At 28.6% G+C, this 19,607-nt stretch carries 20 protein-coding genes; 7 read left to right on the top strand and 13 right to left on the bottom strand.

Annotation, left to right across the window (positions count from 1 at the left end; translation table 11 throughout):
* Positions 1-3: 3 nt before the first annotated feature.
* Both NON08_RS01670 and pssA read right to left on the bottom strand, forming a co-directional pair.
* A complete protein-coding gene (locus NON08_RS01670; protein WP_256689799.1) occupies positions 4-2,193 on the bottom strand; it encodes an ATP-dependent helicase in 2,190 nt (729 codons plus the stop codon).
* Between the two features lie 109 nt (positions 2,194-2,302).
* On the bottom strand, positions 2,303-3,013 hold the full coding sequence (pssA, locus tag NON08_RS01675) for a CDP-diacylglycerol--serine O-phosphatidyltransferase (protein ID WP_256689800.1): 711 nt from the start codon (positions 3,011-3,013) through the stop codon (positions 2,303-2,305).
* Positions 3,014-3,122: 109 nt separating this feature from the next.
* Between pssA and NON08_RS01680 the strand changes: the two genes are divergently transcribed.
* Positions 3,123-3,899: a YlmH/Sll1252 family protein gene (locus tag NON08_RS01680; RefSeq protein ID WP_256689801.1), complete on the top strand. Its 777-nt coding sequence runs from the start codon at positions 3,123-3,125 to the stop codon at positions 3,897-3,899.
* Positions 3,900-3,909: 10 nt separating this feature from the next.
* Positions 3,910-4,923, top strand: coding sequence for a molybdopterin-binding protein (locus NON08_RS01685; protein ID WP_256689802.1), 1,014 nt, complete (start codon positions 3,910-3,912; stop codon positions 4,921-4,923).
* A gap of 63 nt (positions 4,924-4,986) precedes the next feature.
* Here the strand turns inward: NON08_RS01685 and NON08_RS01690 are convergent, their stop codons facing one another.
* The 8 genes from NON08_RS01690 to NON08_RS01725 all read right to left on the bottom strand — a co-directional run bounded on the left by NON08_RS01690 (position 4,987) and on the right by NON08_RS01725 (position 12,001).
* Positions 4,987-5,874, bottom strand: coding sequence for an aldose 1-epimerase family protein (locus NON08_RS01690; protein WP_256689803.1), 888 nt, complete (start codon positions 5,872-5,874; stop codon positions 4,987-4,989).
* 25 nt (positions 5,875-5,899) lie between these two features.
* Entirely contained in the window at positions 5,900-6,493 is a 594-nt protein-coding gene (locus tag NON08_RS01695; protein ID WP_413774040.1) for a peptidylprolyl isomerase, read from the bottom strand.
* Positions 6,494-6,568: 75 nt separating this feature from the next.
* Entirely contained in the window at positions 6,569-7,222 is a 654-nt protein-coding gene (locus tag NON08_RS01700; RefSeq protein WP_256689804.1) for a hypothetical protein, read from the bottom strand.
* Complete coding sequence (locus tag NON08_RS01705; protein ID WP_256689805.1) at positions 7,223-8,455, bottom strand: NAD(P)/FAD-dependent oxidoreductase; 1,233 nt, start codon at positions 8,453-8,455, stop codon at positions 7,223-7,225.
* Positions 8,455-9,591: a THUMP domain-containing class I SAM-dependent RNA methyltransferase gene (locus NON08_RS01710; protein WP_256689806.1), complete on the bottom strand. Its 1,137-nt coding sequence runs from the start codon at positions 9,589-9,591 to the stop codon at positions 8,455-8,457. The genes NON08_RS01705 and NON08_RS01710 overlap by 1 nt, the downstream gene beginning before the upstream one ends.
* The gene (locus NON08_RS01715) at positions 9,591-10,670 is read right to left on the bottom strand and encodes an AI-2E family transporter (RefSeq protein WP_256689807.1); all 1,080 of its coding nucleotides are present in this window, start codon (positions 10,668-10,670) and stop codon (positions 9,591-9,593) included. Before NON08_RS01715 ends, NON08_RS01710 begins: the two co-directional genes overlap by 1 nt.
* Before the next feature lie 24 nt (positions 10,671-10,694).
* Positions 10,695-11,093 carry a NusG domain II-containing protein gene (locus tag NON08_RS01720; RefSeq protein WP_256689808.1) on the bottom strand — a complete coding sequence of 133 codons (399 nt, stop codon included), beginning with the start codon at positions 11,091-11,093 and terminating at the stop codon, positions 10,695-10,697.
* 8 nt (positions 11,094-11,101) lie between these two features.
* Positions 11,102-12,001, bottom strand: coding sequence for a phosphatidylserine decarboxylase (locus tag NON08_RS01725; protein WP_256689809.1), 900 nt, complete (start codon positions 11,999-12,001; stop codon positions 11,102-11,104).
* Positions 12,002-12,069: 68 nt separating this feature from the next.
* On the opposite strand from NON08_RS01725, the gene mgsA reads away from it, so the two are divergent.
* Positions 12,070-12,438: a methylglyoxal synthase gene (gene mgsA / locus NON08_RS01730; RefSeq protein WP_256689810.1), complete on the top strand. Its 369-nt coding sequence runs from the start codon at positions 12,070-12,072 to the stop codon at positions 12,436-12,438.
* 31 nt (positions 12,439-12,469) lie between these two features.
* On the opposite strand, the gene NON08_RS01735 is transcribed toward mgsA, so the two are convergent.
* Entirely contained in the window at positions 12,470-13,978 is a 1,509-nt protein-coding gene (locus NON08_RS01735) for a nicotinate phosphoribosyltransferase (RefSeq protein WP_256689811.1), read from the bottom strand.
* A 97-nt stretch (positions 13,979-14,075) separates the two neighbouring features.
* Here NON08_RS01735 and dtd point away from each other — a divergent pair, with 97 nt between their 5' ends.
* Genes dtd through tpx form a run of 3 tightly spaced genes read left to right on the top strand, consistent with a single transcriptional unit; the run spans position 14,076 to position 16,117 of the window.
* On the top strand, positions 14,076-14,528 hold the full coding sequence (gene dtd / locus NON08_RS01740) for a D-aminoacyl-tRNA deacylase (RefSeq protein WP_256689812.1): 453 nt from the start codon (positions 14,076-14,078) through the stop codon (positions 14,526-14,528).
* A gap of 21 nt (positions 14,529-14,549) precedes the next feature.
* A complete protein-coding gene (locus tag NON08_RS01745; RefSeq protein ID WP_256689813.1) occupies positions 14,550-15,575 on the top strand; it encodes an alpha-hydroxy-acid oxidizing protein in 1,026 nt (341 codons plus the stop codon).
* 35 nt (positions 15,576-15,610) lie between these two features.
* The gene (gene tpx, locus NON08_RS01750) at positions 15,611-16,117 is read left to right on the top strand and encodes a thiol peroxidase (protein ID WP_264759765.1); all 507 of its coding nucleotides are present in this window, start codon (positions 15,611-15,613) and stop codon (positions 16,115-16,117) included.
* Between the two features lie 30 nt (positions 16,118-16,147).
* Here the strand turns inward: tpx and NON08_RS01755 are convergent, their stop codons facing one another.
* Together NON08_RS01755 and NON08_RS01760 are read right to left on the bottom strand one after the other, a co-directional pair.
* Positions 16,148-16,891, bottom strand: a complete 744-nt coding sequence (locus NON08_RS01755; protein WP_256689814.1) for a DUF368 domain-containing protein — start codon at positions 16,889-16,891, stop codon at positions 16,148-16,150.
* A gap of 16 nt (positions 16,892-16,907) precedes the next feature.
* Positions 16,908-17,963: a Mu transposase C-terminal domain-containing protein gene (locus tag NON08_RS01760; protein WP_256689815.1), complete on the bottom strand. Its 1,056-nt coding sequence runs from the start codon at positions 17,961-17,963 to the stop codon at positions 16,908-16,910.
* Positions 17,964-18,124: 161 nt separating this feature from the next.
* Between NON08_RS01760 and ptsG the strand changes: the two genes are divergently transcribed.
* Entirely contained in the window at positions 18,125-19,600 is a 1,476-nt protein-coding gene (gene ptsG, locus NON08_RS01765) for a glucose-specific PTS transporter subunit IIBC (RefSeq protein WP_256689816.1), read from the top strand.
* The last annotated feature ends 7 nt before the right edge of the window (positions 19,601-19,607 follow it).

The raw sequence follows: 19,607 nt of genomic DNA on the forward strand, positions 1-19,607 counted from the left end.
AAATTATGCTTTAGTTAAAAACTTTGTAGCTAAAACTATAGCAATATCCTTTTTCCCATCCACAAATTGAACTCCAATTTTTTTCTCTGAAATTTCAATTACTTTTCCTAATCCAAACTTTGTATGAATTACTTTTTCTCCCATAGCAAACGGTGAATTCGAAATATTTTTCATCTTTTTCAAATCCTCTGCATCTATTATATTTTTAAATCCTGTTATTTTTTTAGTTTCTGACGAAATTCGTGATTTTGGTAACGTTTCACTAGGTTTTTCAACTCTTTCTAAAACTTCTTCTGGCAACTCTTCTATAAATCTTGATTTTATTTTTGTTAAAAACTCACCATATACAAATCTACTTTTTGCATGAGATATATATAATTTTTCCTCTGCTCTTGTTATTGCAACATAGCATAATCTTCTTTCCTCTTCTAATTCTTCTGGATTAAATAAAACTTTTTTAGATCCTGGAAAAATATCATCCTCAACTCCTGTTAAAAATACTACTGGGAATTCTAATCCTTTTGAATTATGGATAGTCATTAGTTTAATATAATCAGCCTCTCCCTCTAACTCATCTGTTGCACTTACTAAAGATATATTTTCTAAATACTCTCTTAAAGTTAAAAAATCTACTGTTTTTTCTAACTCTACTATTGAGTTTTTTAATTCCTCTACGTTTTCAATTCTTCCTTCAGCCTCTACTCCATAAGATGCATTTAAATATGAAAAGTATCCAATTCTTTTTATTAATTCATCAAATACTTCACTTACACTTCCCTCTCTACTTAAATCTATTAAATCATTTAATATTGTGTAAAGTTCATCTAATGCTATCTTTACTCCAGATGTTAACCCAGGTATCTCTGTACCTTTTCCTAAGGCCTCAAACATAGATATTTCCATCTCATTTGAATAATCTCTTATTTTTTCAATGCTTTTATCTCCTATTTTTCTTTTAGGAACATTTATTATTCTATTTAAATTTATCGTATCTTGAGGATTATTAATAACTGTTAAATAAGCTACTATATCTTTAATCTCTGCTCTTTGATAAAATTGCATTCCACCAAATACTTTATATGGAATATTATATTTTAATAATCCTTCTTCAAAAAGTCTTGATTGTGCATTTGTTCTATATAAAATTGTAAATTCTTTATAGTTTTTTCCCATATTTTTTCTTTTTACAATTTCTTCAATTATATAGTTTACCTCTTCACGTCCATCTAAACACTCTTTTACAGTTATTAGTTCACCTTGAGGTTTTTTTGTCCATAAATTTTTATCTCTTGCAGTTTTATTATTTTTTATAACTTCATTTGCTGCAGTTAAGATAGCTGATGTTGAACGATAATTTTCTTCTAATTTAACTACTAGAGCGTCTTTATACTCTTTTTCAAAATCAAGAATATTTTTTATATTAGCTCCTCTAAATCCATATATACTTTGATTCTCATCTCCAACTACACATATATTTCTGTATTTAGAAGCTATTTTTGTTATAATATTATATTGTATATTGTTTGTATCTTGGTATTCATCCACCATTATGTATTGAAATTTTTCTTGTAGTTTTTCTAATACCTCTGGAATTTCTAATAATTTATGAAGATTTACTAAAATATCTGAAAAATCCATACCATTATTTTCTTTTAAAATACTATTATATCTTCTATAACATTCTAAAACTATTTTATAATTAGCATCAAATCTATTTTCTTTTTCATAATCAGAAACAGTTACACCATTCTCTTTTAGTTTCGATATTATAGAAACTACTGCACCCTCAGTTAAAGATTTATCATTGACAACTAATTCTTTCATGATACCTCTCACAACTCTTTTTTGGTCATCTGTATCATAAATTGTAAAATTTGCATTATAACCTAATTTATCTCCATATACTCTTAACAATCTAACTCCAAATGAGTGAAATGTTGAGATCATAGCTTTATGTGCATCATCACCTATTAAAAGTTCAACTCTTTCTCTCATCTCTCTTGCTGCTTTATTAGTAAATGTAACAGCTAAAATTTTATATGGAGAAATTCCTTTTTCATTTATCATATGCGCTATTCTATAAGTTATCGTTCTAGTTTTTCCAGATCCTGCTCCTGCTAAAATTAGAAGTGGTCCTTGGATTTTTTGAGCTGCTTCTCTTTGTTTTTCATTTAATTTATCTAATATACTCATATTTTACTCCTTTAAAATTATACCATATAATTATATGACTATTCAAATAAAATACCCGATTTTCCAATAGTTTTTTTGGATTTTATCGGGTATCATAATCAATTATTTTTTATTCAACTTCTTCTTTTGATCTTTCTGTAAAAAATTTTGTTAAATTAACTAGTATGTAGTAACATGTCACAATAAACATACTATACTTTAATGTTGCTAAAATCAATACGATAAATGGTATTGTCATTTTTTTAGGAACAAATCCAAATACTTTATCTGGGGTTTTAAACGGTATCGTACTAACCATTAAAATAGCAGCTAATAATGTTAATCCTACAAATACCTCTATTGAAAATAAGTTCATTCCAAAGTTTGTTTTTACTACTTCTACAAACAGAAGGTAAGAACATACAACCGATGCTCCTGATGGTATTGGCATTCCACTAAAGTCATCTTTTTCACTTGACGCTGTCGTTACTATATTAAATTTAACTAATCTCATAACTCCACATAATGCATATATAAATGAAATTGGAATCACAAAAGATTTCATCCCGTCAGAACTTTTTAAAACCGAATAAACCAATATTCCTGGTGCTAATCCAAAAGATATTGCATCACAGAAAGAATCAAACTCCTTTCCAAATTCACTAAATGCATCAAGTTTTCTTGCTGTTTTTCCATCTAAACCATCACATACCATAGCTAATATTATAAACCAAATAGCTTTTGAGAAATCCCCCGCAATGGAAGCTGTGATACTTAGATATCCTAAAAACATATTCGCTGCTGTAATTGCATTAGGTGCAATATACTTTCTTTCTACCATTTTTAATCATCTCCCTATTTTTACAAATCTATTTGATTTTATCACATATATAATATAAAATCAATATATCTATGTTTTTCAAAATATTCCAATTGAAAGAGAGTTATATATGAATAAAAACTATTTTTTTAATCTTTTTCCAAAAGAGGATGAATATCTAATCGCATCTATTTGGGAAGATATTTTACTATGCTTAGATATTGATTATCCTGTATATGGAACGGTATTTTTACCACCTCATATTTGGATAAAAATTTCTGAGTTTTTAAAAACAACAAATTTAAATATTTTAACTTTTGGTTTAACAGAAATTAGTGAAAAAAAACTAATTGTTTTTGTTCCTAAAAATTTCGATCTTAACAATGTAGAACCTATTGTAACGCACTTTAAAATTGATTGTTCTAATAAGTTTAAAACCTTACATCATAAAGATTTTTTAGGAACTATTATGAGTTTAGGATTAAAACGAGAAACTTTAGGAGATATTTTAGTAAAGGATAATATCGGTTACTGTGTTTCAACAAAAGAAATTTTTAAAATTATCGAAACCAACCTTAAACAAATAAATAGTATTCCAAGTAAAATAAGTAAGGTTTCTTCTAACGATATTCCTAACATTCAATTTAAAGAATTTACAGATACAGTCTCATCTTTTAGATTAGATTCTATAGTAGCTTCTATTGCTAATATTTCTAGAAGTATTAGCATTGATTTAATTGACTCTGGAGAAGTTTTTATTAACTATAATGTTGAAAAAAGCAAAAACAAACAAGTAGAAATAGGATCTATTATTACAATTAGAAAAAAAGGTAAATTTATTTTAGACAAAAACCTGGGGGAAAATAAAAAGGGAAAGTTTAAAATTCTTATAAAACAATATACTTAGGGAGGTTTTTATGAAAACGGTTAAAACTGTTGACGCAACTGGAATGATTTTATGCCATGATATAACTAAAATTGTTCCTGGAGAATTTAAAGGTGTTGCCTTTAAAAAAGGACACATTATAAAAAAGGAGGACATTCCTGAACTTTTAAAACTTGGAAAAGATAATCTTTATGTATGGGAGCATAAAGAGGGAACACTTCACGAAAATGATGCTGCTATTAGAATAAAAGATCATATTGCTGGCAGCGGACTAGATTTCTCTACTATTAAAGAGGGAAAAATAGACTTTATTGCCAACATGGACGGGCTTTTAAAAATCGATATAACTGAACTCTTCAAAATAAACAGCTTAAGAGAGATTATTGTTTCGACTCTTCATAATAATACACCTATAAAAAAGGGAACTAAGGTTGCAGGCACTAGAGTTATACCTTTAGTTATTGATGAAAATAAAATAATTCAAATGGAAGAGATTGCAAAAAAAGAAATTATTAAAATTTTACCTATAAAACCAAAAAAAATAGCTATTATTACTACTGGAAACGAAGTTTTTTATGGAAGAATTCAGGATAAATTTGGTCCTATTTTAACTAAAAAAGTTGAAGAATACGGCTGCGAAGTTATTTATCATGCTTTTTCATCAGATGATAAAGAGATGATAAAAGAAAAAATACAAGAAGCTTTAAATAGCGATGCTGAATTAATTCTTTGTACTGGCGGTATGTCAGTGGATCCTGATGATAGAACGCCTCTTGCTATTAGAGAAATGGGCGGTGAACTAATAACTTATGGTTCTCCTGTCCTACCTGGTGCTATGCTCCTATTAGCATATCATGGTAAAAAGGCTATTTTAGGGCTACCTGGTTGCGTTATGCATTCCAAAAGAACAGCATTTGATTTAGTTCTCCCTAGAATTTTAGCCGACGAAAGAGTTAACTTTGATGATATTGCTTCGTATGGTCATGGAGGATTATGCTTAGATTGTCCTGTATGTACTTTTCCTCATTGTTCATTTGGAAAATAAATTTTTATTATAAAAAAAACGAGTCTAATCTAAAAATTAAATTTCTAGATTAGACTCTCATTTTTAATAAAATCTAATTATTTGCGAATATTTTTTTTGTTCATTTGAATTCAGTTTCTGAATTTCCCTTTTATCTTCAACTCTATTTGATCCATTTGTAAAATCAGTAATTCCAGCCCATGGCTCTAAACATATGAACTCACTAGAATCAGTACTTGTCCATAAAGTTAAAATCGGTAAATTTTCAAATTTAAACTCTAATCCATGATTAGATTTAGTATGTCTTAAATTTACAACATTATTTTTTAATCCATCTATCACTATTGCATCTTTAGAAAATTTTTCTTTTGATAAAACAAACTTTTCTGTTACGATTAACTCTTCAGATATTTCAGATAAAAAAGAATTGTTAGTTTCATCAATTTTATAAAAACTACACTTCTCTTCTTTGAATTCTAAATAATAATTTTCAAATTTACTGTCTCCATTATAGTTACAATAAAAAGCTGTATGTCCACCTATATGATAATACATTTCAACTATACCATTATTTTTTACTACATAATTATGATGTAATGTATCATTTTCTAATATGTACTCTATTATTAAAGAAAAGTTATAAGGGTATTTTTCTTTTATATATTCATTTGGTTTCAATTGGAACTTTGCTGTTGTCTTTGTTATTTCTAAAGTTTCAAAATCTAAATCTCTAGCAAATCCATGCTTTGTCATTGGCAAAGATACTCTCTCATCTTTGCCTAAAGGATAATCTATTTCACCTTTTAATATATTACCTATAAAAGGAAAAAGATTGGGAGCACTCTTTTTAAAACTTCCGTCAGTTCCTGGCCAAATATATTCAATGTTATTTTCTTTATTAACTACACTTTTTAATTCCGCACCGAACTTATTTATTAAAACAACTAATTTTTCATTCTCAATTTTTATCATGAGATCTCCTCCCCCTACATTGAAATTAGTACTGTACTAAATTTGGAAATTGAGAATCTAGAATTTCATCCATTTGAGCAGTAAATTCAGCATTTTCTTCATTTTTTAAGAACTCTTCTACATCACCTGTAATTTCTATTCTTTCAATAATATCTCCCTGTTTTATTGAATCTACAACCTTTTGATCATCTTCAGATACAACTTCTCCAAAAATTGTATGTTTGTAATTTAACCATGGAGTCTCAACATGTGTAATAAAGAATTGTGATCCATTTGTCTCTGGACCTGCATTAGCCATTGCTAAGATTCCTTTTTTGTCAAATACAACTCCTTCTTTAAACTCATCTATAAATTGATATCCAGGTCCACCTGTTCCTGTTCCTGTAGGATCTCCACCCTGAACCATGAAATCCTCAATTACTCTATGGAATTTTATTCCATTGTAATACTCTCTCATTGCTAAATGAGCAAAGTTTAAAACTGTTACTGGTGCCACTTCTGGGAAAAGTACTAAATTAATATCCCCTCTTGCTGTAACTATTTTAGCATTTAATTTTACTTGTTTCATATTTTTTACCTCCATATTTTTTCCTAAAACAACCCTTGGTTTTGCAAACATCTTTTTTGAAAGAAAAAAGACAATAAATACTGCCAATAAAATTAAAATCTGTTTGAATCCTTTTTCCATTCTTAACTAGTCCTCCATTTTAAAAGCTTCTTTATAAGTTTCTAGAAGTTCTTCTTCTGAAACAACCCCGTAAATTTCATAAGGCCATTTAGATTCTAACTTCTTTTTTAATTGATTGATATCCTTTTCAACTAATAAGTACTTATCCTCTATATTTCTAAGTTTTTCTCTAACTGGTTGCAGTTTATAAATTATATCAAATTGTTCCTCTTCTTGTATAGTATCTTTTAATAAGTTTTCTAATTTTTGTTCTTCTATTGCTAACTTATTGTATTTTTCAACTATTTTATCTTTTCTATCTAAGAGTCTATTTAAATTATATTTAAAAAATCTTTTTACAACTATAGCTCCAGATTTACCTTCAAGTTTTTCTCTTTTTTCTAAATTTTCTTTAACCACGTCTATTGACAGATTATTTTTTTCTCTAATCTCTTCTATCATATTTTCAAAAGCTTCAAACTCTTTACTATCCATCTTATCTATTTTCATTTCTAAAAGTGCTCCATAGATTCTTTCGTACGGAACTAAAACTTTTTCTTCCAACATCTCTACTCCAGATAAATCTCCTATTTCTTTTAATTTATCCAATTGTAAAGATGTTGTTTTTAAAACAGTTAAAATAACTTCTTGAGCATACAGTATAAATTCATCTCTCTTCATTTAATCTCTTTCCTTTCTTTTCATAGATTTTCCAGCTAAAACTCCCATTGAACATGCAGCTTGAATATTATAGCCACCTGTATCTCCATCTATATCTACAATCTCTCCTACTAAATAAAGATTTTTTACTTTTTTCGATTCCATAGTTTTAGAATTAATTTCATCCAAGGCTATACCACCTTTAGTTACCATAGCCATTTCAAAACTTCCTACTTTAGTTATCTCCATTTTGTACGATGTCAAATATCTCACTAAACTTTCTCTTTTTTCTTTTGAAAGTTCCGCTAACTTTAAAGCTTCATCTATTTCAATCTCTTTTAAAACTATTTTTACAAATCTTTCAGGTAAAGAGTATTTTAATAAAAACTTCTTTACATTTTTTTTCCCATCTATATTTGTTTCATCTATTAACTCTCTATTTAAACTTTCATATTCTTTATTAACATAGTTTATTTCTAAATAACTTTCATTTTCAACATACCTTGAATTATCAAGAATTCCTGGCCCACTAAAATTTGTGTGTGTTAGCAACACAGGCCCTCTTTTTTCAACTATTTTTTTATTATCTTTCCAAATTACAATCTCTACATCTTGAAAACTTATTCCTGAAAGATCTTGAAAAACATAGTTTTTTACGTATAGTGGTGTTAATGCAGGTCTAGGAGGTACTATTTTATGGCCTAGCTCTTTTGCAATTATATAGCCGTCTCCAGTTGTGCCTGTTCCTGGATATGATTTCCCTCCTGTAGATAAAACTAAATTTTCACAGAAATAAGTCTCTGAATCTGTTTGAATACAAAATTCCTCTAAGTTTTTTTCAATTTTCTGAATTTTTATATTCTCTATTATTTCAACTTTTAAGTTTAACATCTGTTTTTTTAGCAAATTTAGAACATCTAAAGAACTAAATGTATGAGGAAAATATTTTCCACTTTCCTCTACTAAAGTTAATGGTAATCCATTATCCTTAAAAAAGATTTTTAAAGCATCTGGAGAATACTTATTTAAAGCTTCTTTTAAAAATTTTCCATTTGCTCCATACTTATCTAAAAATTCTTTTGGCTTTCCAGTATGAGTTAAATTACATTTCCCACTACCAGCAACTAAAATCTTATTTCCAATACGTTTATTTTTTTCTAATAAAGCCACTTTAAATCCTCTTTGAGCTGCAGTAATAGCTGCAAAAATACCGCTAGGGCCTCCTCCAACAACTATTAAATCAAATCTATTCATTATCTTGCACCATAATATTGATAATAGTGACACTTTATTCCACCATTATATAACTTTCTATTTTTTGTAGATTTTTTTCCAAAAGCCTTCTCAAAATTTTCATAAGATGTAATTATATAATATGACCACTTAGGGAATCTCATCTGGAATATATCTCCCATAAGACCATACAATCTTTCAACTGCATCTTCGTCTAACAAACGATCTCCATAAGGCGGATTTGATATTATACATCCCTTTTCAGCCATGTTCTCTAATTCTAAAAAGTTCATACATTTAAATTCTATCTCTTCTTCTACTCCAGCTCTTATTGCATTTAATTTAGCAACTTCTACTGTTTCTGCATCTATATCCGAAGCAAAAATTCTCACTTCTTTATCGTAATCCTCTCTTGAAAAAGCTTCGTCTCTTAAATCAACCCAAAGATTTTCAGGTATAATATTCCATTTTTCTGATGCAAAATTTCTATTTACTCCTGGAGCTACATTTCTAGCAATCATAGCTGCTTCAATAGCTATAGTTCCAGTTCCACACATAGGATCTATCAGAGGTCTATCTCCACCCTTCCAACGACTTAACAATACTAAAGCAGCTGCCATTGTTTCTTTTAATGGTGCTTCATTAATTAAATTTCTATATCCTCTCTTATGTAACCCTTCCCCACTTGTATCAATCATAACTAAGAAAATATCATTATGTGCTTGTATTTTAACTCTATAGTGAGCTCCTGTTTCAACAAGTTTTTGTGTTTGATAAGCTACCTTTAATCTTTCAACTATTGCTTTCTTAACTATTTTTTGAATATCTGATTTTGAAAATAACTTACATTTTACAGAACTTACCCAACTTATAGGAAATTCACCATCAATTGATATAATATTTTCCCAAGGTAGCCTCTTAATATTTTCGAACAAATTATCAAATGTTAATGCTTTAAACTCTCCCATTTTTATAAAAACTCTATCTGCACATCTAAGATGTAAGTTAGCTTCTACTATATCTTTTTCATCTCCATCAAATTCTACTCTTCCGTTAAATGTTTCTACATTTTGAAACCCTAGTTCTTTACATTCATCTTTAACAACACTTTCTAATCCCATTGTTGCTGATGCTATTAATCTATATTTTTTATTCATTACTCACTCCTTTTTTTTAAACACTCTAAATATATAAATTTAATTATTACAAATACTGGAACCCCTAAAAACATTCCTAAAGGTCCAAAAAAACTTCCACAAACCATAACAGCTACTATAGTCCAAAAACTACTCATTCCAACTGACTCTTCCATTATTTTAGGACCTATTATAAATCCATCTACTGCTTGACCTATTCCAATCGCCACAAAAAGATATATTACTTTTAAAGGTGCTGCTAATAATATTAAAAAAGTTGCTATTGTCCCTGCAACAATGGATCCCACATATGGTATCATATTTCCTATCCCTACCATAACCCCACTTAATAATGCATACGGAACTTTCGCTATAAATAAAACTAAAAACACAATAAATCCTACTACCGCTGAAGTTATTATTCTTCCTAAAATATATTTCAAAAATACATCATTTACTTTTCTTACAAATTCAACCCCATATTTTGCTCTATTTTTTGTTGTGAAAAGTAAAAAAACATTTTCTAAAAACTCCATAAAATACTCTTTACTATATAATAAATAAAGAGAAATAAAAATACCTATAAAAAAGTTTATCAATCCCATTAAACTTTTTAAAACTCCTGCTCCTAAACCAAATGCTAAATTTTTAAAATTACCTAAATTCGTTCTTGTAAATTTGACTAAATTATTTTCAATCTCTTTTGGATCGAAGAATAGCATATCTTTTGATTTTAAAAATTCAATTAAATGCTCCGCATTAGAACTCAAGCTCGCTAGCATTGTTGGAAATTTTTCAATTAAATCTGTCATGCTATTTATTATATTTGGAACAATTATTAAAAATAATTCAATTATTAATAGAAACACAATCATTAAGCTTATCCCTATTGCCCAAGATCTTTTCATTTTAACTTTATTTTCAAATATTTTTACAAGTGGACTTACTAATACCGCTATGAAAATAGCATATATAAATGGTATTATAGAACTTACCATTTGCCCAACTATAGAATTAAAGGCTTCGTTGTATTGAAAAAATGTTTGAAGTAAAATTAACAAAAATCCTATTATAAAAAAATGTATGTATTCTTTTTTCATATTTTTTTCCTTTCTTAATCCATATTATTTAATAACAAAATCTACATCATCACTTCTCTCATTCGTTTTACCAACAACTTTTATTATTAATCGATCTGGAACTCCTATTATAACTTCTCCTGGTTGCGCTATCCATCCCTGCTTTACATTTAGTTTCAATGGTGAATTTGATGTAGTTACTCTAATTTTTTTATTCTTTATTTTTATATTTACTCCCCCTATATCTGTTGGAACAAAAATATCTTTCTCTTCATTTTGTAAAGGGTAAACATATTTCAACTGATTATTTACATAAACTTCTGCATTTGCTGCATCAGATGCTTTGAATTTAGTAATTTGAATTCCTAAAATAGAAAAGATTGCTATTAAACTAATATAAATTATCGCATCACCTTTTCTAAAATATTTTCTCTCTTTTGCCACAAGTTCACCTACTTAGCTTTTCCTATTTTTTCACCCATATATACTTTTGTTTCAATCCCTCTACTACTATTCTCTAAAATATCTTTATCAAAACTCACTTTATTTTTTTGAAAAAACAATACACAAGAAGAACCTCCGAAGAAGAAGTATCCTTTTTCATCTCCTTTTTTTATAAAAGTATTAGGCTTATAAGTTTGTTTGATTCCCCCAACCATCGTTGCTCCTATCTCGCTTAAAATAATTTCTCCAAACCTTTCTGTCTTGAGAATCGAAATCTCTCTCTTATTCTCACAATAAACTCTAAAATTTTTCTTTATTGCGTAAGGAGATACTGAGTAATAATACCCATCAATAAGTTTTGATTCGCCTATTTCTCCATCTGCTGGGAAATGAAATCTATGATAATCTACTGGAGCTAGCCTTATTATCATTATTGTTCCTCCAATAAATTTTTTAGCTTCTTCTTTGTCCATTAAAAATTCTTCTATTGTAAAATCATCACCCTTTAAAAAAAACTTAGATGTTTCTTGTAAATTTTCAAAAACTAAAATTTTACCATCTGCAGGAGATACTAATATATCTTCTCCATTAGCAATCTCTCTTGCACCCTCTTTTAGCTCTCTTATAAAAAAATCATTAAAAGATGTGAAATCTTCAATTCTTTTTTTAGATTCATCCATATTTATATAATTTGCATCTACGAAAGGCTTTATTTTTGCTATGGATGATTTTTCAGCCATCTTTTTTCCATAATAATCTGTTAAAAATTTTTTTCTAACAACTAAATTCAGAGGGAGTTTTCCTAAAGGATTATAGTATAAAAACTTTAAAAATCCCTCACCAGGTGGATTTTCTGTTTTTATTTCTCCTGTTTTTCTCTCAATATAATTAATTTTATCAAAATTCATACACATACTCCTTTTACATATTAATTTTTTATTGTATAATATCTATAGTAAAACTTATGGAGGTCAAAATGAAAAAAATAGCATTAATCGCTCACGACAACATGAAGCCAGAAATGGTTAGCTTTGCAAAAAAATATGAGCATATCTTAGCAAAATACCCTCTTGTTTCAACTGGTACAACTGGACTTAGAATTATGGAGGCAACTAATCTACAAATTCAACGCTTCAAATCAGGGCCTATAGGTGGTGATCAACAAATTGGTGCTGAAGTAGCTACAGATAATATCGCAGCTATTTTATTTTTTAGAGATCCTTTAACTTCTCAACCACACGAACCTGATATCTCTGCACTTATTAGAGTTGCTGATGTACATAAAGTTCCAATTGCTACAAATTTAGCTTCAGCTGAATTACTTATTATTGGTTTAAATAAATGATTATAATAGGCTGACTTATGTCAGCCTATTTTTAATTGATTTGACTTTTTATTTCTTTAATTAAATTATATTTTAATTCAATTAAATCTTTTGATAAATCTATTTTATATTGGTGTGGATTTTCTAATCTTTTTCTTTCATCAGATATTTTATTCAAGGAATTCAAATAATATTCTCTTGAATTAACTACATTCATCAATTGAGAACTTTCCTCCATTACTACACCATCTTTTACAAATTCACACGTTAGTTTTTTATAAGTATATTCACCTTTTCTCAGTAAACTTGATTTAAACTCATATTTTTCATCTCTTATTACTAAATCTTCTCCTAATAATAATTTTTTCTTGTCTGAATCATTATTTACAAGAGTTATTAAATCAGCATATGCAAAACCATCTTTATCATAAATTCTATAAACCTCTTTAAATCCCGGATTTGAAATTTTTATAACATCCTCTGAAAGCTTTATAACTGGTTTATAATCTATTTCAACGATTTTATAAACTCCTCCAAAACATGGATTTGATTTACTTACTGCAATAGCATCTCCTACACCGAATATATCTACGCATGCTCCCTGTTCTTTTAAAGATTTTATTAAAGATTCATTTAATGAATTTGTTAAAAATATTTTAGCTTTTTTTAAACCAGCAGCATCTAATTCTTTTCTACATTTTTTTGATAAATATGCTAAATCTCCTGAATCAATTCTAATTCCATAGTTTCCTTTATAAGAATCATCTATTCCATTATCTTTAAAACTTTGTATTGCATTCTTTAATCCAATTCCCAATGTATTATAAGTATCTATTAATAATATTAACGAGTTTGCCTTTCTTTCTCTCCTATGTTTTATAAAAGTATCAAAAGCTTTTTTCTCAGCTAATGCACCTACACCAAAAGCTTGAATAAATGAATGAGCCATTGTTCCTACGCTAGGAACTCCGTACTTATATTCTGTAACTAGGTTAGAATGTGATAAACATCCCCCTATTATAGAAGCTTTTGTTCCTGATACTGCACTATCAAATCCATGCGCTCTTCTGCTTCCAAAAGAACTTACAGGAATGGGGTATGCTGCCCTTGTTATTCTTGATGCTTTTGTTGCTATAGCTAGTTGCATATTCATTAAATTTAAAATTGGTGTTTCTAAAATTTTAGCTTGAATCAATGGTGCTTTTATTGAAATTATAGGTTCATTTGGATATACAATTTCTCCGTCTCTCATGGCGTACAAATCACCTGTGAACTTCATCTTCACTAAATATTCCAAAAGATGTTTCTCCTCTATTATTTTAGAAAAATACACTCTTTTTTCTTCTTCACTAGTTTCATTTAAAATCTCAATTAGTTCAATAACTTCTTGAACACCTGATACAACTGCAAATCCACCGTCTTCTGTTTTTCTAAAGTACATATCGAATATAGCTTCTTTTTCCTCCATATGTTCCATTAAAAAAATATCACTTTCTGTATATTGATACCTATCTGAATTAATAACTTTTGCAAAATCTGTTAAAATTCTTTCTCTCCCCATATTGTCCCTCTTTTAAATTATTAGTTTTTAATTTTTCTTAATAATTATATCACTTTTATGATATAATTACCAATAAAAATAGAAAAGGAGTTGCTTTATGAGAGCTGTTGTACAGAGAGTTAAACACGCTAGTGTTACTGTTGATAATCAAATTACCGGAGAAATTAATCAAGGATTTCTTGTACTTTTAGGTGTCACTCATGACGATACTGAAAAGGAAGTTGATTGGTTAGCTAAGAAGATTACTGACTTAAGAGTTTTTAATGATTCTGAAGATAAAATGAATTTAGGATTAAAGGATGTCAATGGAGAACTTTTAATTATATCTCAATTCACTTTATATGGTAATTGTATTAAGGGACGTCGTCCAGCATTTATAGAGGCTGCTAAACCAGATATAGCAAATGAACTGTATGAAAAGTTTTTAAAAAAATGTAAAAACTTAGGATTTAAAACTGAAGCTGGTATTTTTGGAGCTGATATGAAAGTAGAACTTCTAAATGACGGACCTGTAACTTTAATTATCGATACAAAAGATTGTTCAAAATAATCATAATCTAAGGGAGGAGAAATGGATATAAAAGAGATTAAAAAAAATGCAAAGGAAAGAATGAAAGAGTTTTGTATATTATGTTCGGAGTGCAATGGTCGTTGGTGTGCTGGTAAGGTTCCTGGTATGGGTGGAGCTGGCAACGGCGCAAGTTTTCAAAGATCATATGAAAAATTAAAAGAAATCAAGATTGCCATGAGAACTCTACATAATATATCTAATCCTAAACTTAGTTGTAAAATTTTTGGGGAAAATCTATCTTTCCCTGCTTTAGTAGCTCCTATAACTGGAACAAAATTCAATATGGGTGGATATGTTAATGATGAAGAGTATTCTAACGATATTGTTTTAGGAGCAATCGATGCTGGAACAATAGCAATGATTGGAGATACTGGAGATCCAACTTGTTTTGAATCAGGTATTAACGCCATTAAAAAAGGAAATGGAAAAGGAATCGCTATAATTAAACCTAGAGAAAATTCAGAAATTATAAAAAGAATAAAAATTGCTGAAAAAGCTGGAGCTATTGCTGTTGGTGTAGATGTAGATGGCGCTGGATTAATAACTATGAAATTATTTAATCAACCTGTTGGTCCTAAATCTTTACAAGATTTAAAAGAAATTATTTCTTCTACTAATTTACCTTTTATTGTGAAAGGAATTTTGACAGTAGATGAAGCTAAACTTTGTGTAGAAGCCGGAGCTGCAGCTATTGTTGTGTCTAATCATGGCGGTCGTTGCTTAAATGAAACTTTTGCTCCTGCTGAAGTTTTAAAAGACATTTCTGAAGCTGTTGGTAATGATATCTTTATTTTTGCTGATGGGGCTGTTAGAGAGGGTGTAGATATTCTTAAATATTTAGCACTTGGAGCTAATGCAGTTCTAATAGGACGTCCTATTATTTGGGGATCGATAGGCGGTAGACAAGAAGGTGTTAAAGTTACTTTAGACACTTTCAAAAGTCAACTATTTCAAAGTATGATTCTTAGTGGTGCTGATGACGTCGAAAATTTCAAAAATTTTTCTTGCATTTTATATACTAAATAAGTATAATTTAAATATAAAATTTAGGAGGTTTTATCATGGAAAGAAAAGATGCTATTACATTTGGAGGAAGTCCATTAACATTAATTGGAAAAGAGGTTATTGTTGGAGACGTAGCTCCTAACTTTACTGTTACAAAAACTGATTTATCACCTCTTTCATTAAATGATTTAAAAGGGAAAACAGTTGTTATATCAGCTATGCCATCAATTGATACACCTGTTTGTGAAATGCAAACTATAAGATTTAATAAAGAAGCTGCAAAATTAGAAAATGTTGTTATTTTAACAATTTCTATGGATTTACCTTTCGCATTAAATAGATTCTGTGGAGCTAAAGATATTAAAAATGCTATAACTACTTCAGATTATAAAGATAGAGAATTTTCACATAACTATGGTTTATATATAAAAGAGCTTGGATTAACTTCAAGAGCAGTTATTATAATTGATAAAGACGGAAAAATTGCATATACTGAATACTTAAAAGAAATTACAGAAGAGCCTAACTACGACTCTGCTTTAGAAGCATTAAAAAAACTATAATAAAAAATCCCCTTTTTAAAAGGGGATTTTTTATATAAATAATGTTTCAGCTATTTGAATTAATGAAACTATAATTATTCCTACTATAAAATTTAAAGTATAGCTTCTATATTTATTTAATAATACATTCATTCCTTTTGAAACTAAAATAAGTCCTATTCCAGTCCCTACAGCAAAAACTCCCAAAGGCAAAATATTAAAACTTTTAATATATCCTAAAATATTATAATATTCACCTAGAATCATCAACAATAATGATCCTGAAATTCCAGGAATTACCATAGCTCCCGCTGCAACTAAACCACAAAAAAACAACTTAATTCCATAAGAAAAAGTAAATATAGAGTCTGCTGTTCTCACTATCTCTTCTCCTGCAAAAATTTTAGTTATATAGATAAATATTCCTGTAAAAATAACACCACTTAAAAATGCAATCAAATTATCTTTTTTAAAAAACTTTTCTCCTTTTAAAATTACAGGGATTGAAGGTATTATCAATATTAAGAATATAATCGTTGTACCCTTTGGATATAATTCATACATTTTTGATATAACTCCTGCAAAAACTACAATTCCTATTACTGCTCCTAATCCAATTTGAGATAAAAATTTAGCATACTCTATTTTTTTATTCATTGGTGCTGTTAAAAAATTCCCAACTGCTTCTGTCAATTTATCATAGATATTTAATACAACTGCTAATGTTCCTCCTGAAACACCTGGCAAAACATTGGCAATACCTATTATAATTCCTTTTAAAAAATTCTTAAGCATTATTCTCTCCTAATTTTTATTTTATTATTTTAGCTATATCAATAAGTTTTCCTTGTGAATAAACTTCCACTTTCTCTTTAGAAAATTCATTATAAAAAACATCTACAATAGTTCCTTCTCTTTCTTTTAACGAAGGACTATTGTATACATTATTTTTTACACGAACTCCACTATTATAAACTTTTCTTTTATATTTATTTAGAAAATATAAAAGTCGAATTTTATCATCGTCACTTAATTGATTAATTTCATTTTCCTCTATAAATAAATATTTTTTTATAAATTGTGAAATCTCGTATATATTATTAGGTTTATTTTTATTAAACTCTTTCAGAATATCCGTATCAATGTATTTTATAAATCGCAATATATTTTCATCAGTTTCTTCTTGAATAAAATTTATTTTTGTTTGAAAAAAAATTATTCTTAATAAATTTTTTGAAACTCCCATAATTTTTTCATCTAAAGAGATATTCTTAGGATATGCTCCTTCTATTATAATACTTTCCTGAATAAAATTAAATAGTTTTATTAACTCTCTTTTTTCTTCTTCGAAAATAAAATTTATAATTTTATAATTTTCTTTGTTATAAAATATTGTTAAATAGTAAATTTTATTTTTGTTGTAAAAAAAAGGAATTGGTACAGCTTTTTGTATAATAGCATATTCATATACTTTATCCTTTTTTACTGATTTTATTGAATTTTGTTTTATATTCTCATCCAAATTATTTATTATTCTAAAAAATGTTGGATAACTAATCATAGTATTACAAGAATTTAAAGTATTTTTTGCTTTATCGTATAACTTTGTTATAGGTAAGGTATGGTATTCTTTGTACAAAGTCTTTAGGTGACTTAAGGTATCTTCATTTACTTTTTTAAAAGTATTTTTATCTGCTCTTGTTTTTTTTAAAAGTCCTTTTTCTCCTAAATCTTTATATTGACTTACCCATCTTTTTAAAGTGGCATAGGATATTTGGGTTTCTTTTTCTATCTCTCTTAATTTTTTCTCCTTCTTAAAAAAGGGCTCAAGTATCTTATATTTTTTATTTTTTTCATCTACATTCATAGATAGTTTTACCCCCTTTTTAAATCTTTTGTTAAATTATAACACAATTAATGCGTAAAAAAAAGGCTCATTTATTTTGATAATTTTCTTGACTTTTTTTAAAATAAAATGTATTCTTTTAGTGAATTAACTATTTTTATCAATCTTAATGGAGGAATTTTATGAAAATATTTGCTGAAGTTCAAAAAATCGGTAAAGCATTGATGACACCGGTTGCAATTTTACCAGCTGCTGGTATATTTCTTGCTGCTGGTAATAAGTTAGGAATACCTTTAATGGAGCAAGCAGGAGGAATTATTTTTGGTAACTTACCACTTCTATTTGCTGTTGGAGCTGCTATTGGTCTTGTTGGTGGAGACGGTATCGCTGCACTTGCTGCTATCGTAGCGCTTTTAATTATGAATACAACTATGGGAACACTAACAGATGCTGCAAATGGTATCGCTGCTGGAAACCCTGCTTTTGCTGAGGTTTTAGGAATCCCTACACTTCAAACTGGAGTTTTCGGAGGGCTTATCGCAGGTATTATAGCTGCAATTTGTTATAAAAAATTCTATAAAACTGAATTACCTGCATTTTTAGGATTCTTTGCCGGTAAAAGATTAGTTCCAATTATGACTGCTGTTCTTGCTTTCTTAGTTGGTTTAGCTATGCCTTATATTTGGCAACCAGTTCAAGCAGGGCTTGCACAATTATCATATTTAGCTAATGAAACAAATACTAATATCTCTACATTATTATTTGGTATAACTGAAAGAGCATTAATTCCTTTTGGATTACACCATATATTCTATGCACCGTTCTGGTTCCAATTTGGAGAGTATACAAACAACGCTGGTCAAATTGTTAATGGAGACCAAGCTATCTGGTTTGCAATGTTAAAAGATGGAGTACATTCATTCTCATCAGCTACTTATTCTGGTGCTGGTAAATTTATGACTGGTAAATTCCCATTCATGATGTTTGGATTACCTGCTGCTGCACTTGCTATGTATCATGAAGCTAGAACTGAAAATAAAAAGATGGCTGCTGGAATTTTATTCTCTGCTGCTCTTACATCTTTTTTAACAGGAATAACTGAACCTCTAGAATTCTCATTCTTATTCGTTGCTCCTATATTATATGGAATTCACTGTGTATTTGCAGGACTATCATTTATGTTAATGAATATGTTTGGTGTTAGAATTGGTATGACATTCTCTGGTGGAGTTATAGATTACATCATGTTCGGTGTTTTACCTGGTACTGAAGGATTTGAAACTAACTGGCCAATGGTTATAGTTGTAGGAATTGGATTCTCTATTATCTATTATTTCGGATTTAGATTCTTTATTAGAAAGTTTAATTTAGCAACTCCTGGAAGAGAAGTTGGCTCTGATATTGATGATCAGCCTAAAGCTCAAGGTAGTGAATTAGCAACTCTTGTTTTAGCTGCTCTAGGTGGAAAAGAAAACTTAATATCTGTAGATGCTTGTATAACTAGATTAAGACTTGAAGTTAAAGATTCATCTCTTGTTAATGATGCTGAGTTAAAAAGATTAGGAGCATCTGGAGTTTTAAAAGTTGGACAAAATGGAGTTCAAGTAATATTTGGTGCTAAAGCACAATTTATTGCAAATGATATAAAAGCGTTATAATATAAAT

The sequence above is a fragment of the Cetobacterium sp. NK01 genome (genome assembly GCF_024506395.1).
In the GTDB taxonomy this organism is placed as follows: Bacteria; Fusobacteriota; Fusobacteriia; order Fusobacteriales; family Fusobacteriaceae; genus Cetobacterium_A; species Cetobacterium_A somerae_A.